The organism is Hymenobacter koreensis, from assembly GCF_039541855.1.
Taxonomy (GTDB): domain Bacteria; phylum Bacteroidota; class Bacteroidia; order Cytophagales; family Hymenobacteraceae; genus Solirubrum; species Solirubrum koreensis.
On sequence record NZ_BAABHA010000002.1, the window covers coordinates 612,746 to 627,859 of the forward strand.

Sequence of the window (15,114 nt, forward strand, 5' to 3'; positions counted from 1 at the left end):
ATAATCAATTACTTTTGGTTATAAGCTTGACTGGCGAAATGCTGTTGGGCGTAGGTCAGGAAACGTTGGGCGGGGCTGGGCAAAGGTTGACCTTGTACCCACACGGCATCGAAGCGGCGCGAGAGGTGCAGGTCCTGAACCGGCACAATTTCCAACCGGCCGGCAGCCACGTCTTTCTCGATTGCGCGTTTCGAAACAAAGCCCAAAGCATCCGACGCTTCTATGTAGGACTTAATGGCCTCGGTGTTGTCGAGGTACAACGCTACGGGCAGTTGGGCGAGCTTGACTTTATGTTCGCGCAGAGCAAACTCTAGTACTTCCAGCGTGCCGGAGCCTCGCTCGCGCAGTACCCAAGGTTGCTTTAAGACTTCGGCTAGAGGCAGCGGCCGAGTTGGTGGGCCACTGGAGGAAGCCCGACGTACGGCCAACAGCTCGTCGTGCAGCAATAATTCATAGTGCAAGTCGCGGTTCTTGACTTGGCCTTCCACAAAGCCCAGTTCGATCTGGCCCCGCAGCAGCGCATCGGCAATGTGCTCGGTGTTTCCGTTAAGCAGGGTAAGCTCTACGCGGGGATAAGCGGCCTGAAATCCGGGTAGAATGGGCGGAATAACATACTGGGCTAACGTGGTGCTGGCGCCCAGGCGCAGGCGGCCGGCGGCGGCATCATGCAAACCGTGGAGCTGCTCGGCCAAGTGGTGGTGCAGCTCGGTTACCTGATTGGCATAGGTCAGAAGCAGTTGCCCGGCCTGCGTGAGACCCACGCGGCCCGCGCGCCGCTCGAACATGCGCTGGCCGTAGCTGCGCTCCAGCTCGCTCACGTGCTTGGTAACGGCTGGCTGGGTAATAAAAAGCTCCTGCGCAGCCTTGGTAAAGCTTAGGTGCCGGGCTACGGCCTGGAAGACGCGGAGACGGAAATCGGACATGGACGCAAGGTAAGTGTGCGGCTGCTTCGGCCGAACGCCCCGCGCGGGTGGCGGGCTGTTAGGCACCTGAAGACGTTTCCGGGCCCGAGTGAATGAGCAGCATAGCACCAACGTAGCTGACCTGAGCCAGGCTAGCTGAACCGGAAACGACCCCAGTTGCTATGCGGTGACTACCCCGATACCGGCAGCGTTGCCCCAATCTGAAAACAAGCAAAATGTTTATTTAGATTTTATCTAATCAACTATTTGGAATGATTCAAAACAGATCTACTTTTGCCGCCGAAATGCCAGCACCACCCGGTGCGGCTCCCGCTCTTTATGCCTGCATCTTCGTTTCTGCTCGCTTTTTTGCTGACCGCCGCGGCGCCGGCTTTGTCGGCCCCGACCGCCATTGATGCCCCTGTCCTACCGTCCAGCGACGGGCCCGAGCGCAGCGCCTCGCTTACCGGTACCGTGCTCGACCGCAGCGGTCAGCCGGTGGAAGGCGTGCTGGTAACGGCCGGCCCGCGTGCCACGGTAACCGATTCTCGCGGCGCGTTCCGCCTCTACGGCTTGCCCGCGGGCGAAATCGGGGTAACCGTAACGGGACTCAGCATAAAGCCCGTTACGCAAACCCTGACGCTGGAAAACGGCAAGGCGCACACGCTGCAGCTCACCATTGAGGAAAGCGTGCGGGAGTTGGCCGGCGTAACGGTGGCGGCCAAGGCAGCCACGTTTGCCCCGGAGGTAGACGGCACCACCCTCACGGCCGGTAAAAAAAACGAGATTATTCAGCTCGATAAGCTTAACGCCAACCTGGTGATGAACAGCTCGCGCCAGGTTTTTGCGAAAGTGCCGGGCGTAACGGTGTGGGAAAGCGACGGATCGGGCCAGCAGATAAACGTGGCCACGCGCGGCCTCTCGCCCAACCGAAGCTGGGAGTTTAACACCCGCCAGAACGGCATGGACATCAGCTCCGACCCGTTTGGCTACCCCGAGGCCTACTACAATCCGCCGCTGGAGGCCGTGGAGCGCATTCAGATTATCCGGGGCGGTGGCTCCCTGCAGTACGGCCCGCAGTTTGGCGGCCTGCTGAACTACGAAATCAAGCGCGGCCCACGCGACAAGAAGCTGGAATTCGAAACCAGCAACACGGTGGGCAACAACGGCCTAGTCAGCTCCTTCAACTCGTTGGGCGGCACTACGGGCAAGGTGAATTACTACGGCTACTTCCAGCAGCGCCTCGGCGGCGCGTGGCGCGACAACTCGGAGTTTAACGTGCGCAACGCCCACGCCAACGCCACGTTCCAGGCCACCGAGAAACTGCGCATCGGGGCCGAAATCAGCCACATGAGCTACGTGATTCAGCAGCCCGGCGGCCTCACCGACGAGCAGTTTCACCGCGGCGAACTGCGCAGCAGCGCCCGCGGCCGCAACTGGTTCAGCACGCCCTGGACCATTCCAGCTTTCACGGCCGACTACCAGTTTTCGGAGCGCACCCGTCTGAGCCTGAAAACGTTTGGCCTGCTCGGCGAGCGTAACTCCATCGGCTTCACCGGGGCCGTAAACGTGCCCGACGCCGTAAACCCGGCCACCGGCCTGCAAGCCAACCGCCAGATTGACCGCGACCGGTACCGCAACCTGGGCTCCGAGCTGCGCCTGCTCACCGACTACGGCCTGCTGGGCCAGCAGCACACGCTGGCCGCCGGCGTGCGCGTGGCCGGCGCCCACCTGCGCCGCCAGCAGCAGGGCCGCGGCGACACGGGCTCGGGTTTCAACCTCGATTTGCAGGCCCCGCGCTTTGGCCGCGAGCTGCACTTTAGCACCCGCAACTACGCCGCTTTCGCCGAGAACATCTTCCGGCTGGGTTCGCGCCTGACCGTTACGCCCGGCCTGCGCCTGGAAGTTATCGACAACGAAGGCCGCGGCTACCTGAGCCTGAACGCCGACGGCTCCGAAAACCGCATTGAGCAGAACTCGCGCCGCCAGGTGCTGCTTTACGGCGCGGGCACCGAGTACCGCGTGACCGAGCAAACCAGCCTGTACGCCAACTACTCGCGGGCTTTCCGCCCCGTAACCTACGCCGACCTGACTCCGCCCGCTACCACCGACGTCATCGACCCGAACCTGCGCGACTCCAACGGCTTCAATGCCGAAGTGGGCTACCGCGGCACCTGGGGCAACGTGCTGAGCTTCGACGTGGACGCCTTCTGGCTGAACTACAATGACCGCATTGGTACGTTGCGCCAGCCGGTGCCCGGCGGCACGGCCGGTCAAACCCAGCAGCTCCGCACCAACATCGGTACGAGCGTGCACAAGGGCGTGGAAGCCTACGTGGAGCTGGACCTGATTCACGCCTTCACCGGCGACTTTTCGCTGCCGCACTTTGATGTGTACGCCTCCACGGCGCTGGTAGACGCCCGCTACACCGAGCTGCGCACGGCCACGCTGGCGGGCAGCAACATTCAGGAAGGCGACCTGAAAAACAACCGCGTGGAGTACGCGCCTAAGTACACGCACCGCTTCGGGGGCACGTTTGCCCACCGCGGCTTCTCGGCCACGGCCCAGCTCACGCGGGTGGCCGGCGTGTTTGCCGACGCCAACAACACCCTGGCGCCCAATGCCGCTGCTACCACAGGCCGCGTGCCGGGCTACTCGGTTACCGATATATCGGCCACGTACCGCTTCGCCAAGCGCTTTACCCTGCGCGGCGGCATTAACAACGTGTTCGACAAAAACTACTTCACCCGCCGCGCCGGCGGCTACCCCGGCCCCGGCCTGCTGCCTGCCGACGGCCGCACGTGGTTTGCCACGGTGGGCGTAAAGCTGTAGACCGACGATGGTGCCTGAGGGCGCCCCCGCTTCGAGCTTCTGCGGAAGCGGCGAAGCGGGGGCGTTTTACGTTTGGTGAACGGCAAACGATCCGGCCGGTGGCGCGACGGTGTTACCTTGCTAGTCTAATTTCTGTTCTCATTACGCTGCCATGAAAAAACCGCTGCTGCTGGCCTTGCTAGCCACCGCGCACCTGCCCGTTTTTGCTCAACAGCAAACGTTTACCCCGGAGCTGCTCTGGCAGCTGGGCCGCCTGGGCGAAATGCAGGTGTCGCCCGACCGCAAAACGGTGGCCTTCACCGTAACGCGCTACGACCTGAACGCCAACAAAGGCAACGCCGACATTTACACCGTGCCCGTAAGCGGTGGCGCGGTGAAACAGCTCACCGCTACGCCCACCGGCGAAAACACCCTGAACTGGCGCCCCGACGGCAAGCTCACTTTTCTCTCCGACGAAGGCGGCAATACCCAGCTGTATGCCATGAACGCCGACGGCTCGGGCAAAACCAAAATCAGCGACTTTCAGGACGAAAGCGTGGGCAACCTGAAGTATGCGCCCACCGGCAAGTTCATCCTGTACACCCAGGACGTGAAAGTGCGCAAAAGCCTGCAGGACCTCTACCCCGACCTGCCCAAAGCCGATGCCAAGCTCTACGACGACCTGTTTTACCGCCACTGGACGCAGTGGGAAGACGACAAAGCTTCTCACGTTTTCTTTCACCCGGTGGCCAACGACGGCCGCCTGACCGGCTACGGCAAGGACGTGCAGGAAGGCGAGGCGTTCGACTCGCCGGTGCGGCCCCTCTCCGGCTCCGAGCAGCTGGCCTTCGCGCCCGACGGTTACAAGCTGGCCTATACCTCGCGCAAGCTTTCGGGCCGGGCCGAAGCCGTGAGTACCAACTCCGACATTTACCTCTACGACCTGCGCAACAACGCTACCGTGAACCTCTCGCAGGGCATGGAAGGCTACGACGTGGAGCCGACTTTTTCGCCCGATGGCACGCAGGTGGCGTGGCTGAGCATGGCCACGCCCGGTTTCGAGGCCGACCGCAACGCCATTGTGGTACACAACTTCGGTACCGGCAAGCACGAAGACGTTACCAAAGGCTCGGAGCTGAGCGCGGCCAACGTGCGCTGGTCACCCGACGGTAAAACGATTTACTTTCTGGCCGTGGTAGAAGGCACCGAGCAGCTGTTTTCGGTGCCCAGCAAGGGTGGCAAAATAAAGCAGCTCACCACCGGCTTGCAGAACTACAACGCGTTCGAGTTGGTGGGCAACGAGGCCGCAATCTGCAACCGTACCACCCTCACCACGCCCGCCGAAGTGGTGCGCGTGAGCCTGAAAAACGGCAAGGAAACCCCGCTAACCAAGCTCAACCAGGACCTGATGGCTTCGGTGAAGCCGGTGAAAGTGGAGAACCGCCGCGTTACCACCACCGACGGCAAGCAGATGCAGGTGTACGTCATCTTTCCACCCGATTTCGACCCCAAGAAGAAGTACCCGACGCTGCTATACTGCCAGGGCGGCCCGCAAAGCCCCATCACGCAGGCGTTTTCCTACCGCTGGAACTTCCCGCTAATGGCCTCGCAAGGCTACATTGTGGTGGCACCCAACCGCCGCGGCCTGCCCGGTTTCGGCCGGCAGTGGAACGACCAGATCAGCGGCGACTGGGGCGGGCAGCCCATCCAGGATTACTTATCGGCCATTGACAAAGTGAGCGAGGAGCCGTACGTGGACAAAGACCGGCGCGGGTGCGTGGGCGCCAGCTACGGCGGCTACTCGGTGTACTACCTGGCGGGCCACCACAAGGGCCGTTTCAAGACGTTCATTGCCCACGCCGGCCTTTTCGACCTCACCAGCTGGTACCCCAGCACCGAGGAAACGTTCTTCGCCCACCACGATTTGGGCGGTGCCCCCTGGGAGCAGATTACCTCGCCCAACGAGCTGCAGCAAGCCGCCGACGTGGAGAAAATGATGAACGGCGACCGGAAAGCCACTACCAACACCAGCATTTACCGCACCTACACCCAGTTTAACCCGCAGCGCTTCGTGGGCAACTGGGACACGCCCATTCTGGTCATTCACGGCGGCAAGGACTTCCGCGTACCCGAAGGCCAGGGCATGGAGGCGTTCGGCTCGGCGCAGCTGCGGGGCATTCCCAGCCGCTTTCTGTATTTCCCCAACGAAGGCCACTGGATTCAGAAACCCCAGAACGCCGTGCTCTGGAACCGTGTGTTCTACGACTGGCTGGGCCGCACACTGAAGCCTCAGGAAGGCCAAGCCGTGAAGTAGCACCTGACTGCTACCCCGCAAAAAAACCGCGCAAAACGTTTTGCGCGGTTTTTTTGCGGGGTATGGCGAACGGTGGCGTGGGATTACGCCGATGCGCGACTCTGCAGAACCTGCTGCGTGTACCGCTCGGCGTCGAGCAGCGTGGCTACAATCGGCGGGTGAATAATCGACAACGACTCCAGCTCCTGCCGGACTTCTTCGCTGAGGTGGCAAAGGATTAAGCTCATGCCGTGCTTATTCAGTTTGTTGTAATAATACGTCAGCAGCTTGCAGGCATCGGGCGGCAGATGATGCAAGTGGGTACAATCGACCCAAACGCTGGACTTGCCGCTGCGCACCGCCCGGCGCAGGGCCCAATCGAGGGCCTCGTCCTGGGCCGGGTGCTCGGGTGCGTCATCCGCCAGGATCAGCAAATAGCTTTGGGGCAAAATTTCGCGGTAAACCTCCATTGGAGTAGGGGCAATTCGAGTGGGCTTGGGTACAGGTGGAGGGTCAGGTGAAAAAGTGGAGCCGCGGGCGGGCAGCCAGCGTGGAAGGGTCGCAGAGTAAGCGTATCCGGGGTACTCAGGCCTATGGACTGCCTGGGTTAGGGCAGTATTACTCGCTCGACCTAACCCAGCCTTGGCATGGCTGTGGCGAGGCATTGTCGTTCTAACCGGACATTTACCTGATACTCTAAAATACCAGACATGGTTCTGCCTTCCGTTCAGCACTAGCTTGTTTACAAAGTAATTACGTGTTTTTCGCACCCCTCTGCTTCAACTACGCACCGGCCCGGGAGGCAGTCCTATACCAGCCGTTTAATACAGCACGTCTTTGATGGGCCGGATGGGCGGCGGCAGCTCGGTTTCGCCCAGCATTTCGCGCAGGTCAATTTCCACGGTCCGGCACAGCGCCGTCATGGGCACGTCGTTCATTTGGTTCTCGAAGGGGTTTTCGCTGGTGTGGCCCACCGATTCGATGGTGTTAAACACCCAGGCCACCAACGTGGCAAACGGCACGGTAAGCCACACCATGTAGTGGCCCAGCTGGTCGAACTCGCGCAACAGGCCCAGCGGCAGCAGCAAGGCAAACAAGCACACAAACACGAAGCTGTAAAAGGCAAACTGCCGCGGGAAAGGCGTGTTCTTGATTCGCTCGCAGCCGCCTTGCAGCACAAACAGCTGGTCGAGGGTTTGCATGAGGGCTAGGTGCTGAAAGTCGTTGAGCAGGCCCCGCTCTTCGCGCAACACGCGCAGCTCGGCGGCCTGGCGGCGCAGCAAATGCGTGGGCGGATTAGCCCGCAACCGCATAAACGCGCTTTCTTCTTCCGATAAAAACGGCGCCACATCGGTGTCCCAACACTCGGCGCGCTGCCGGCGCAGCTCCAGCCGCAGGGCGTTGCACCAGGCAATGTGGCGGTACAGCAGCCGGCGGTGGCGCACGGTTAGCTCGGCGGCGGTAGCGGCGGGCATTTCGTGGAGCAGGTCGGGCGCATCTACCCGCGACGTAATGTACTCCAGCGCCTGAATGGCCCACGTGCGGCTGGCGTTTACGATGCCGCCCCAAATCTGGCGGCCTTCCCAGAACCGGTCGTACGAGCCGTTGTTCTTGAAACCGATGTAGAAAGCCACGGCCGTGCCCAGCGTAGCCACGGGTTGCCAAGGAATAGTTATTTGAGTGAAGCCGCTGGCAAAAACGGCACACACCACCGTGTTATAGAGCGTCAGGAAAAGAACCGATTGCCATGATTTGCGCCAAATGATGCTCCAGCGCAGGTTTTGCCGAATGTACATGAGCCGTTAACAGAAGTAAGCCACCTGCTCATACGGCTAAGCTCGAATCAAGCACATCAGTAATCGGTCTTTCGCTCCTATCTGGCAATCTTCCTGCTACTTGTTTACTCCAATTCCCATCAGCTCCATCAGCTTACTGGCGTTGAACTCGCGGCACAGGCCCGGCGTGAGGCGGTAGTCGAACCGAATGTCGTCGCCCTCCACGGTGCTGTTAAAGCTGAAGTTGGTCACGAAGCCGGGCAGCTCCTGTTCTAGGTCGCCCAGCTCTAAATCGTGGGTGCTTACCAGGCCGCTGGCAGGGCGGCGGTGCAATTGCCGAATGAGGCCGCGGGCGCCGTCGTGCCGGTCGCGGGAGTTGGTGCCTTTCAGGATTTCATCGAGCAGGAAAAACACAGGCTGCCCAGCTTCCGTGAGGTCCAGCAGCTGGCGCAGGCGCTTCAGCTCGGCGTAAAACGACGACGTGCTTTCGGCCAGGTTATCCTGGGTGCGCATAGCCGTAAACAGCTGCATGGGGCCCACGCGCAGGCGCCGCGCACACGCCGGGCCACCGGCCAAAGCCAGCACCGCATTAACGCCAATGGTGCGCAGAAACGTGGTTTTGCCCGACATGTTAGAGCCCGTGACCAAGGCCGTGCGTCCGGCGCCCACGCTGGTAAAGTCGTTGGCCACGCGGCTGGCGCTGAAAATGAGCGGGTGCGCCAGCGCTTCGGCTTCGAAGGTGAGCGGTGACTCCACCAGCTCGGGCACGGTCCAGGTAGGGTTGGCGTACTGCGTGGCGGCGAGGCTGACCAAGGCTTCCACCTCGGCCACTACATCCAGCCATGCCTCCAAGGAGCCGCCCAGTCGCTGCTTCCACCGCTCCAGGCGCCACATCCAAAAGAAGTCCCACATCAGCACGGTATTGGCGAAAAAACCGGCCAAGGTGCTCCAGCGCAGCGAAAAGTTCTGCGCAATGCGCGCCAAGCGGGAAACGTACGCCGAAGCTGACTCGCCCCGCTCCAAAAGCTGCGCCCGCAACTCCGCTAAATGCGGTGCGGTACACTCACGCTCCTCCATGCTTACCAACTGGTCGCGGTAAGCTCGTAGTACGTCGTACATATCCATGCTCCGTTCGAACACGGCGTCACGCTCTGCCCGAAAGCGGTAGTTTACGGCGTACATGGCAAGTAACGGCACCCCGGCCAGCCAACCCGAATACCCCTGAAACCAAAGTGCAATGCCCGCCAGCGCCAACAGCGGCAGCACTAGCAACAAGGCCAGTATCCAGCGGCGGGTGGCGTAGAAATCGGGGGCCTTCATCCACTGCAAAAAGGGCCGCGGGTCGTCGGATTGCTTGGGAAAATGGCGGGCCCGGGCCTGCCAATCCTGGCTCCAGGTTACATCGGGGGCCAGTTCGGCTACGGCAGCTTGCCGCTGGCGCAGAGTAACCGCGTCGGCGGGGGCTTGAAGCCAGCTGGCTAGCCGGTCGTGACCGAGGCGGGAAGTGGTGCGGCTCACCAGCTGAAACAGGGAGTGCGGCCCAAATACGTCGAGGTCGGCGGTATAGGGATGAGCAGCGTCGGCGTAGCGCTGGCCGGCATCGAAGCCGCGCAGGCTACCAGCTTGGCGCTGCAGTTCCTCCTGGTTGATAAGGGCCAGAAGCTGCTGATGCCGCAGCCGGTAGCTAATGCGGCTGTGCCAGCGCATTACCAGCAGAAAAACGATGTAGCTCACCACCAAGCAGGCAAAAGCCGCGGCGGGCTGATCGGCGCGAAAAAGCCACCACGTACCGGCAGCACCGGCCAGAAACACGGCCACGCGTAGCCAGCCCACCGCGGCGTGCCGGCCCGAAATGCGGTTGGCCTCGGCGGTATGCGTGGCTTGGTTATCGGTGAAAACGGCGTGGGGCGAAACGACGAGCGGACGGATGGCAGAGGAAATAGGCACGGCAATACAAGTATGCCCGCGAAGGTAAGGCAAGCACGAAGGAGCTAGACGGCTAGAACCCCTCCTCAACTGAGGAGGGGTTGGGGGTGGTTGACTTTTAAGTTACTGGCCGATAGCTGACAGCTAATAGCTTTTCAACCACCCCGCCCTGCGGGCACCCCTCCTCATCTGAGGTGGGGTACTTGACGTTCTGCCGTATTTTCTACTCTACTTTACCCAGGCCGCGGTCAGCGGGGCCGTTTACCAGCTCGCCTAAGGCGCTGAAGCGGCTGCCGTGGCAGGGACAATCCCAGCTTTTTTCCAAGTTGTTCCAGTGCACCACGCAGCCCAGGTGCGGGCAAATGGCCGAGCACGCGTGCTGCTTGCCTTGCGGGTCGCGGTACACGGCCACTTTGGTGAGGCCGCGGCGGAGTACGGCGCCGGTGCCGGGCGCAATGTCCTCGGCGCTGGATACGTCGCCGCCGGTCAGCAGGTCGGTGTATTCGGCGGCCACGTTCAGGTTTTCTTTCAGGAACTCCTTGGCCGTATCCAGCTTGCCGGTAATGCGGCCGGGGTCGTAGAGCTTTTCCCAGGGGTTGTCGCGGTCCTGAATGAGGTCGGTAACGAGGGTGGCGCCCAGGGTGCTGTGCGTCATGCCGTGGCCTGAGTCGCCGGTGATGATGTACACATTATCGGCATCGAGCGGATTGCGGCCGGCGTAGCCCAGGCTGTCAACGGGCTCCATTACCTGTCCCGACCACCGGAACTCGGTTTGCTGCGCCGAGGGAAAATGTTCGCGCATCCACTCTTCCAAGCAGCGCAGGCGTTCTTCGGGGTTTTCTTCCTGGCCGGTTTTGTGGTCTTCGCCGCCCACAATCAGCAGGTCGTAGTCGCCGCTGCCGGTGGTGTTGGTCATTTCCTGCAGGCGGATGTAGTGGTAAGGGTCGGCGGTGTCCCAGTACAGGGCTTTGGTTACCGAGCCTTTGGGCACGCGGGCGGCCACCACGTAGGTGCGGTAAGGCGCCTGCTTGGTGTGCATTACCACGCGGTCGTTAAACGGCGTGTTGGTAGCCACCACCACGTGGTTGGCGGTAACCTCGGCCCCGCTTTCGGTTACCACGCGCACGTCTTTGTCAATGACGTGAATTTCTTTGGCGCGGGTATGGGTGAAAATGCGGCCGCCGCGCTGGGTAATGGCTTTGGTGAGGCCGTTCAAGTACTTCAGAATATGAAACTGGCCCTGGTTGGGGAAGCGCAGACAGTCGCCGGTTTTAAAGCCCTGGGCTTTGGCATCGGGCAGGCGTTGCACGCCGGTAAGGCCGGCGCGGTGAGCGGCAGCCAGCTCATCGTCCAGTTCCTTTGGCGTCTCGCTGGCGGAGAGGAACAGGAAACCGTCGAGGCGCGAAAAGTCGCAGTCGATGTTTTCCTGGCGCACAATCCGCTCGATGGTGTCGATGGCCGCGCCGTGGCTTTCGGCGGCCAGCCGGGCGCCCTCCTGGCCAAAGAGGCTTTCCAGGTGATAGTACCGGTCGTCGAGGGCGTTCGAGAGGTGGGCGGTGGTGCGGCCCGATTCGCCGGAGGCAATTTCACCGTCTTCGAGCACCACCACCGAGCGGCCTTCCTGGGTTAACAGGTAGGCCGTGGTGAGGCCCGCTATGCCGCCCCCAATTACCACCACGTCGGCGGCAGTGGTTTTTTGGAGCGAATCGAACGTGGGCCGGTCGGCGGTGGCCAGCCAAGAGGTAGAGGTGGCGCCGGAGGTTTGATCGGGTGCGAGCATAGGAAGGCGAGTTGGTTGGTAAGGAACGTTGTTCGCTTACGCTTGGCTTCCCGGCGAGGTTGGCTACCGCGCCAGCCCGGCCCGCTGCGCGCAGTGCTAATTGCGCAGCGGGGCCGTTCGAAACCACAGGCCAGGCTATTTATGCGCTACCTCCGAGGTGATGGGCAATTCGATGTTTACCGTGGTGCCCTTGCCCGGCTGCGACTGAATGGTAAGCTGCCCGCCCAGCAACCCCACACGGTTTCGGATGCCAGCCAACCCAATTCCTTCGCGCTTTTTGGTGCTGTTTTTCACCTCGAAGCCCACGCCGTCGTCTTCCACGCTCACGTGCACCATGCCCGCGCTGACAATAACGTACACGAAAGCCTCCTGGGCCTGCGCGTGCTTCATGATGTTGTTGAGCAGCTCCTGCACAATGCGGTACACGGCCGTTTGCAGCAGGCGCGGCAGCGGCTTGCGCGTTTCCTTGATGTTCAGGTTTACCCGCAGGTGCTGGTTGGGAATGCGCTTGCAGATTTCCTCCAACGCCGTTTTCAGGCCGAAGTCCTCCAGAATGCTCGGCGTCAGCTCGAAGGAGATGGTGCGGGTGGTGCGAATGGCCTCGTTTAACAGCGCCACGGCCTGGTCGCGGTGGGTTTCGTCAATGGACTTGTGCTCCAGGTGCAGCTTGGTGGCGTACAGCAGCTGGCCCACGCCATTGTGCAGGGCCTCGGCAATGCGTTTCCGTTCGTCTTCCTGGGTGTGCAGAATGGCGCTAAGCACTTCTTTCTCGCGCTGCACCTGCTGCTGGGTAGCCTCAGAGGCCAGCCGGTTCCGCTCGGTTACGTCGCGAATAACGGCCAGCGCACCCGTAACAGAGCCGTCGGTATTGCGCAGGGGCGCGAAGTACGCGTCGAAATACCGCTCCCGGAACAGCAGGTTGTAGCGCTGCAGCGAGGCACCCTGCACTACCTGCTCGAGCACTTGCCGGTACAAGGGAAGGTCGAGCTCGGGCACCACCTCGAACAGCGGGTGCTGCACCACCTCGGCCTCTACCAGCTGAAAGGTTTCGGCTGCCACCCGGTTGAGCACGGTAATGCGCAGGTCGGTATCGAGCGCCACAATGCCGTCGACGCTGGTATCGAGCAGGTTGCGGCTGAAGTCTTTTTCCTGCCGCAGCTGGGCGTTGGCCTGCTGGGTTTCGGTCACGTCGATGGCGAACATGATGCCGCACTGCCGTTCCTCGTCGAAGAAGCCGTAGTTCTGAAAGTACAATTGCCGGTCGCGCTTCGGCGGCATGCCCAGGAAGTGAATTTCCTCGCCGGCCAGTAACCGATTTATCGGCTCGGTAAGCATGGGGTAGGCGTCGAACACGTTCCGGCCGGCCAGGGCATTATCGGGCACTGCAAAGGGGGCCAGCCCCGCCCCTACTACCTCCAGCAGCGTACCGTCCTGGGCAATGCGCGTGAGTACCACGGGCATGTTGTGCACCACGCGGTCCATGAGCCGGGTTTGGTAATTAAGCTCCTGCTGGGCTTCGTGGCCAGCAGTAATATCGCGCACCAGGCCCACAAAGCGCACGGGCTGCTGCTTGGCGTTCAGCACCGTTTGGCCGGTGGCCGACAGGTAACGCACGCTGCCATCGGGCCACACAATGCGGTACTCCAGCTCGAAGGGCGTGTTCAGCTGCATGGAGGCGCTTAGAGCCGCTTGCACGCCCTCCAGGTCGGCGGGAATAATGGCGTCGGTGAAGGCGGCGAACGGTACGGGCTTGTCGAGGAACGGCCGCCCGAAGATGGTCTGGGTGCGCTCGTCCCACTGCAGCTCGTTGGTGGTTAGGTCTACTTCCCACACGCCGGCACCGGCGGCCAGCAAGGCCAGCCGGAGGCGCTCCTCGCTGTCGAGCAGGCGCTGCCGGTCGCGGCGGCGCTCGGTTACGTCGCGTATTACGGCCGTAATACGAATGGGCTGGTCCTGCTCGTCGCGGGTGAGCTGGCCCATAACGCGCAGGTCCCGAACGGCGCCGTTGGGCCACGTAATGCGTTCGGCAAAGTCGAGCGGGGTGCCCTCGCGCCAGGCCCGCAGCAGCTTCTCGTCCACCATGGCGCGGTCGTCGGGGTGGGTGGCATCGGCCAGCTGGCTTAACGCAATGGGGCTTTCGGCCGGCAGGCAAAAAATGTCGCGGGCGCGCTCGTCGAGGAATACCTCCCGGGCTTGCATGTCCCAGGAAACCACGCCCAGCTTGGCCGAGCGCAAAGCGGAGCGCAGGCGGTCTTCGCTTTCGCGCAGGCGCTGCACGTCCCGGCGGCGTTCGGTTACATCGCGCCACACCACGTGCGTGAGCGTGGCCTGGCCGGGAATATCCACCGGGGTAAGTACGGCTTCCAGCCAAATCTGGTGGCCGGCGAAATGGTTCATCTGGGCCTCGAAGCGCAAGGAGCCCTCTTGTTGGGCGCGTTGCACGTTTTCGGCAAACCAGGCGGCGCTTTCCTGGCCGTCGGGCTGCACGGCGGGGGCGCATACCGTGGCCGGCTGGCCCACTATGTCCTCGGGGCGCTGGGCCCCCACCATGCGCAGGGCAGCGGCGTTGCAGGCAATGTAGCGGCCTTCCTGCAGCAGCAACGTGCCGTCGGAGCTTTGCTCGAACAGGGTGCGGAAGCGGGCTTCGCTGTCTTTTAAAGCTGCTTCGGCGCGCTTGCGGTCCGATATGTTGCGCCACGTGCTGTGCACCAGCAACTGGCCGTTTACCTCAATGGGCGTTAGCGTTATTTCCAGCCACAGTGCCTCGCCCGCAAACGTGTGGCGCACCCACTCGAACTGGCACGAGCCGCCTGCTATGGCCACCTCCATGTAGTGCTTGATGAGCAACCGGGAGGTGCGGCCGTCGGGTTGCGCAGCCGGGGTGTTCAGCAGCACCGACTGCCCGATGAGCTGGAATTTATCGTGGGCGCCCAGCAGGCGCACGGCGGCTTGGTTGCAGTCGATGTAGTGCCCGTCCAGCACCAGCACCGAGGCATCGGCCGAGTGCTCGAACAGGGTTCGGAACTTGGCTTCGCTGGCACGCAGGTCTTCGGCGGTTTTGCGCTGGGCGGTGTTGTCCATGATAACCAAGCGCACCCGGGGCTGCTCGTCGATAATGGGCATGCCTTCCAGCAGGGCGTAGAAAGTGGTACCGTTGGAGCGCTGCATTTCCAGTTCGCACACCTGGCGCTCCTCGCTGTGCAGTACGCGCTGCATGAACCCGTAAAACAGGTCGCGGTTGGTGAGGGCCACAAACAGCGAAAAGCGGCGGTCCTGCAGCTGCTGGCGCACGCTGCCCAGCAATTGGCTGGCGCGCAGGTTCAGCTGCATAATGCGGCCCTGGGCATCCAGGGTACAGTAGCCCACGGGGGCAAAGTCGTAGAGGTCTACGTACTGGGCGCGCACGCGCTGGGTTTCGGCCTGGGCCTGCAGCAGCTCCTCGCATTGCATTTCCAGCTCTATCTGGTGCACCTGCAGCTCTTCTACCAGGCGCTGCACCTCCTCCGGGCTTTTCTTGCCCAGGGTTTCGGTTACCACGCGGCGGCGCTCGGCCTTCAGGCGCAGCTCCTCCAGGTTGGCCTGGGGACTTTGGGCCGTTCTGCTGGGCTTGCGTTTGTTCATAACTCG

At 62.1% G+C, this 15,114-nt stretch carries 8 protein-coding genes; 2 read left to right on the forward strand and 6 right to left on the reverse strand.

What is annotated here, in order from left to right:
* Positions 1–8: 8 nt before the first annotated feature.
* A complete protein-coding gene (locus tag ABD903_RS05540) occupies positions 9–923 on the reverse strand; it encodes a LysR substrate-binding domain-containing protein (protein WP_345222137.1) in 915 nt (304 codons plus the stop codon).
* Between the two features lie 318 nt (positions 924–1,241).
* On the opposite strand from ABD903_RS05540, the gene ABD903_RS05545 reads away from it, so the two are divergent.
* Both ABD903_RS05545 and ABD903_RS05550 read left to right on the forward strand, forming a co-directional pair.
* Positions 1,242–3,734, forward strand: a complete 2,493-nt coding sequence (locus ABD903_RS05545; RefSeq protein ID WP_345222138.1) for a TonB-dependent receptor domain-containing protein — start codon at positions 1,242–1,244, stop codon at positions 3,732–3,734.
* Between the two features lie 151 nt (positions 3,735–3,885).
* Positions 3,886–6,027, forward strand: coding sequence for a S9 family peptidase (locus ABD903_RS05550; protein WP_345222140.1), 2,142 nt, complete (start codon positions 3,886–3,888; stop codon positions 6,025–6,027).
* Positions 6,028–6,110: 83 nt separating this feature from the next.
* Here the strand turns inward: ABD903_RS05550 and ABD903_RS05555 are convergent, their stop codons facing one another.
* The 5 genes from ABD903_RS05555 to ABD903_RS05575 form a co-directional block, all read right to left on the reverse strand.
* Positions 6,111–6,476 carry an STAS domain-containing protein gene (locus ABD903_RS05555; RefSeq protein ID WP_345222142.1) on the reverse strand — a complete coding sequence of 122 codons (366 nt, stop codon included), beginning with the start codon at positions 6,474–6,476 and terminating at the stop codon, positions 6,111–6,113.
* Between the two features lie 351 nt (positions 6,477–6,827).
* A complete protein-coding gene (locus ABD903_RS05560) occupies positions 6,828–7,802 on the reverse strand; it encodes a bestrophin family protein (protein WP_345222144.1) in 975 nt (324 codons plus the stop codon).
* 96 nt (positions 7,803–7,898) lie between these two features.
* Complete coding sequence (locus ABD903_RS05565; protein WP_345222145.1) at positions 7,899–9,728, reverse strand: MutS-related protein; 1,830 nt, start codon at positions 9,726–9,728, stop codon at positions 7,899–7,901.
* A gap of 202 nt (positions 9,729–9,930) precedes the next feature.
* Positions 9,931–11,487: an FAD-dependent oxidoreductase gene (locus ABD903_RS05570; RefSeq protein WP_345222146.1), complete on the reverse strand. Its 1,557-nt coding sequence runs from the start codon at positions 11,485–11,487 to the stop codon at positions 9,931–9,933.
* Between the two features lie 135 nt (positions 11,488–11,622).
* Positions 11,623–15,108 carry a PAS domain S-box protein gene (locus ABD903_RS05575; RefSeq protein WP_345222147.1) on the reverse strand — a complete coding sequence of 1,162 codons (3,486 nt, stop codon included), beginning with the start codon at positions 15,106–15,108 and terminating at the stop codon, positions 11,623–11,625.
* Positions 15,109–15,114: the final 6 nt, after the last annotated feature.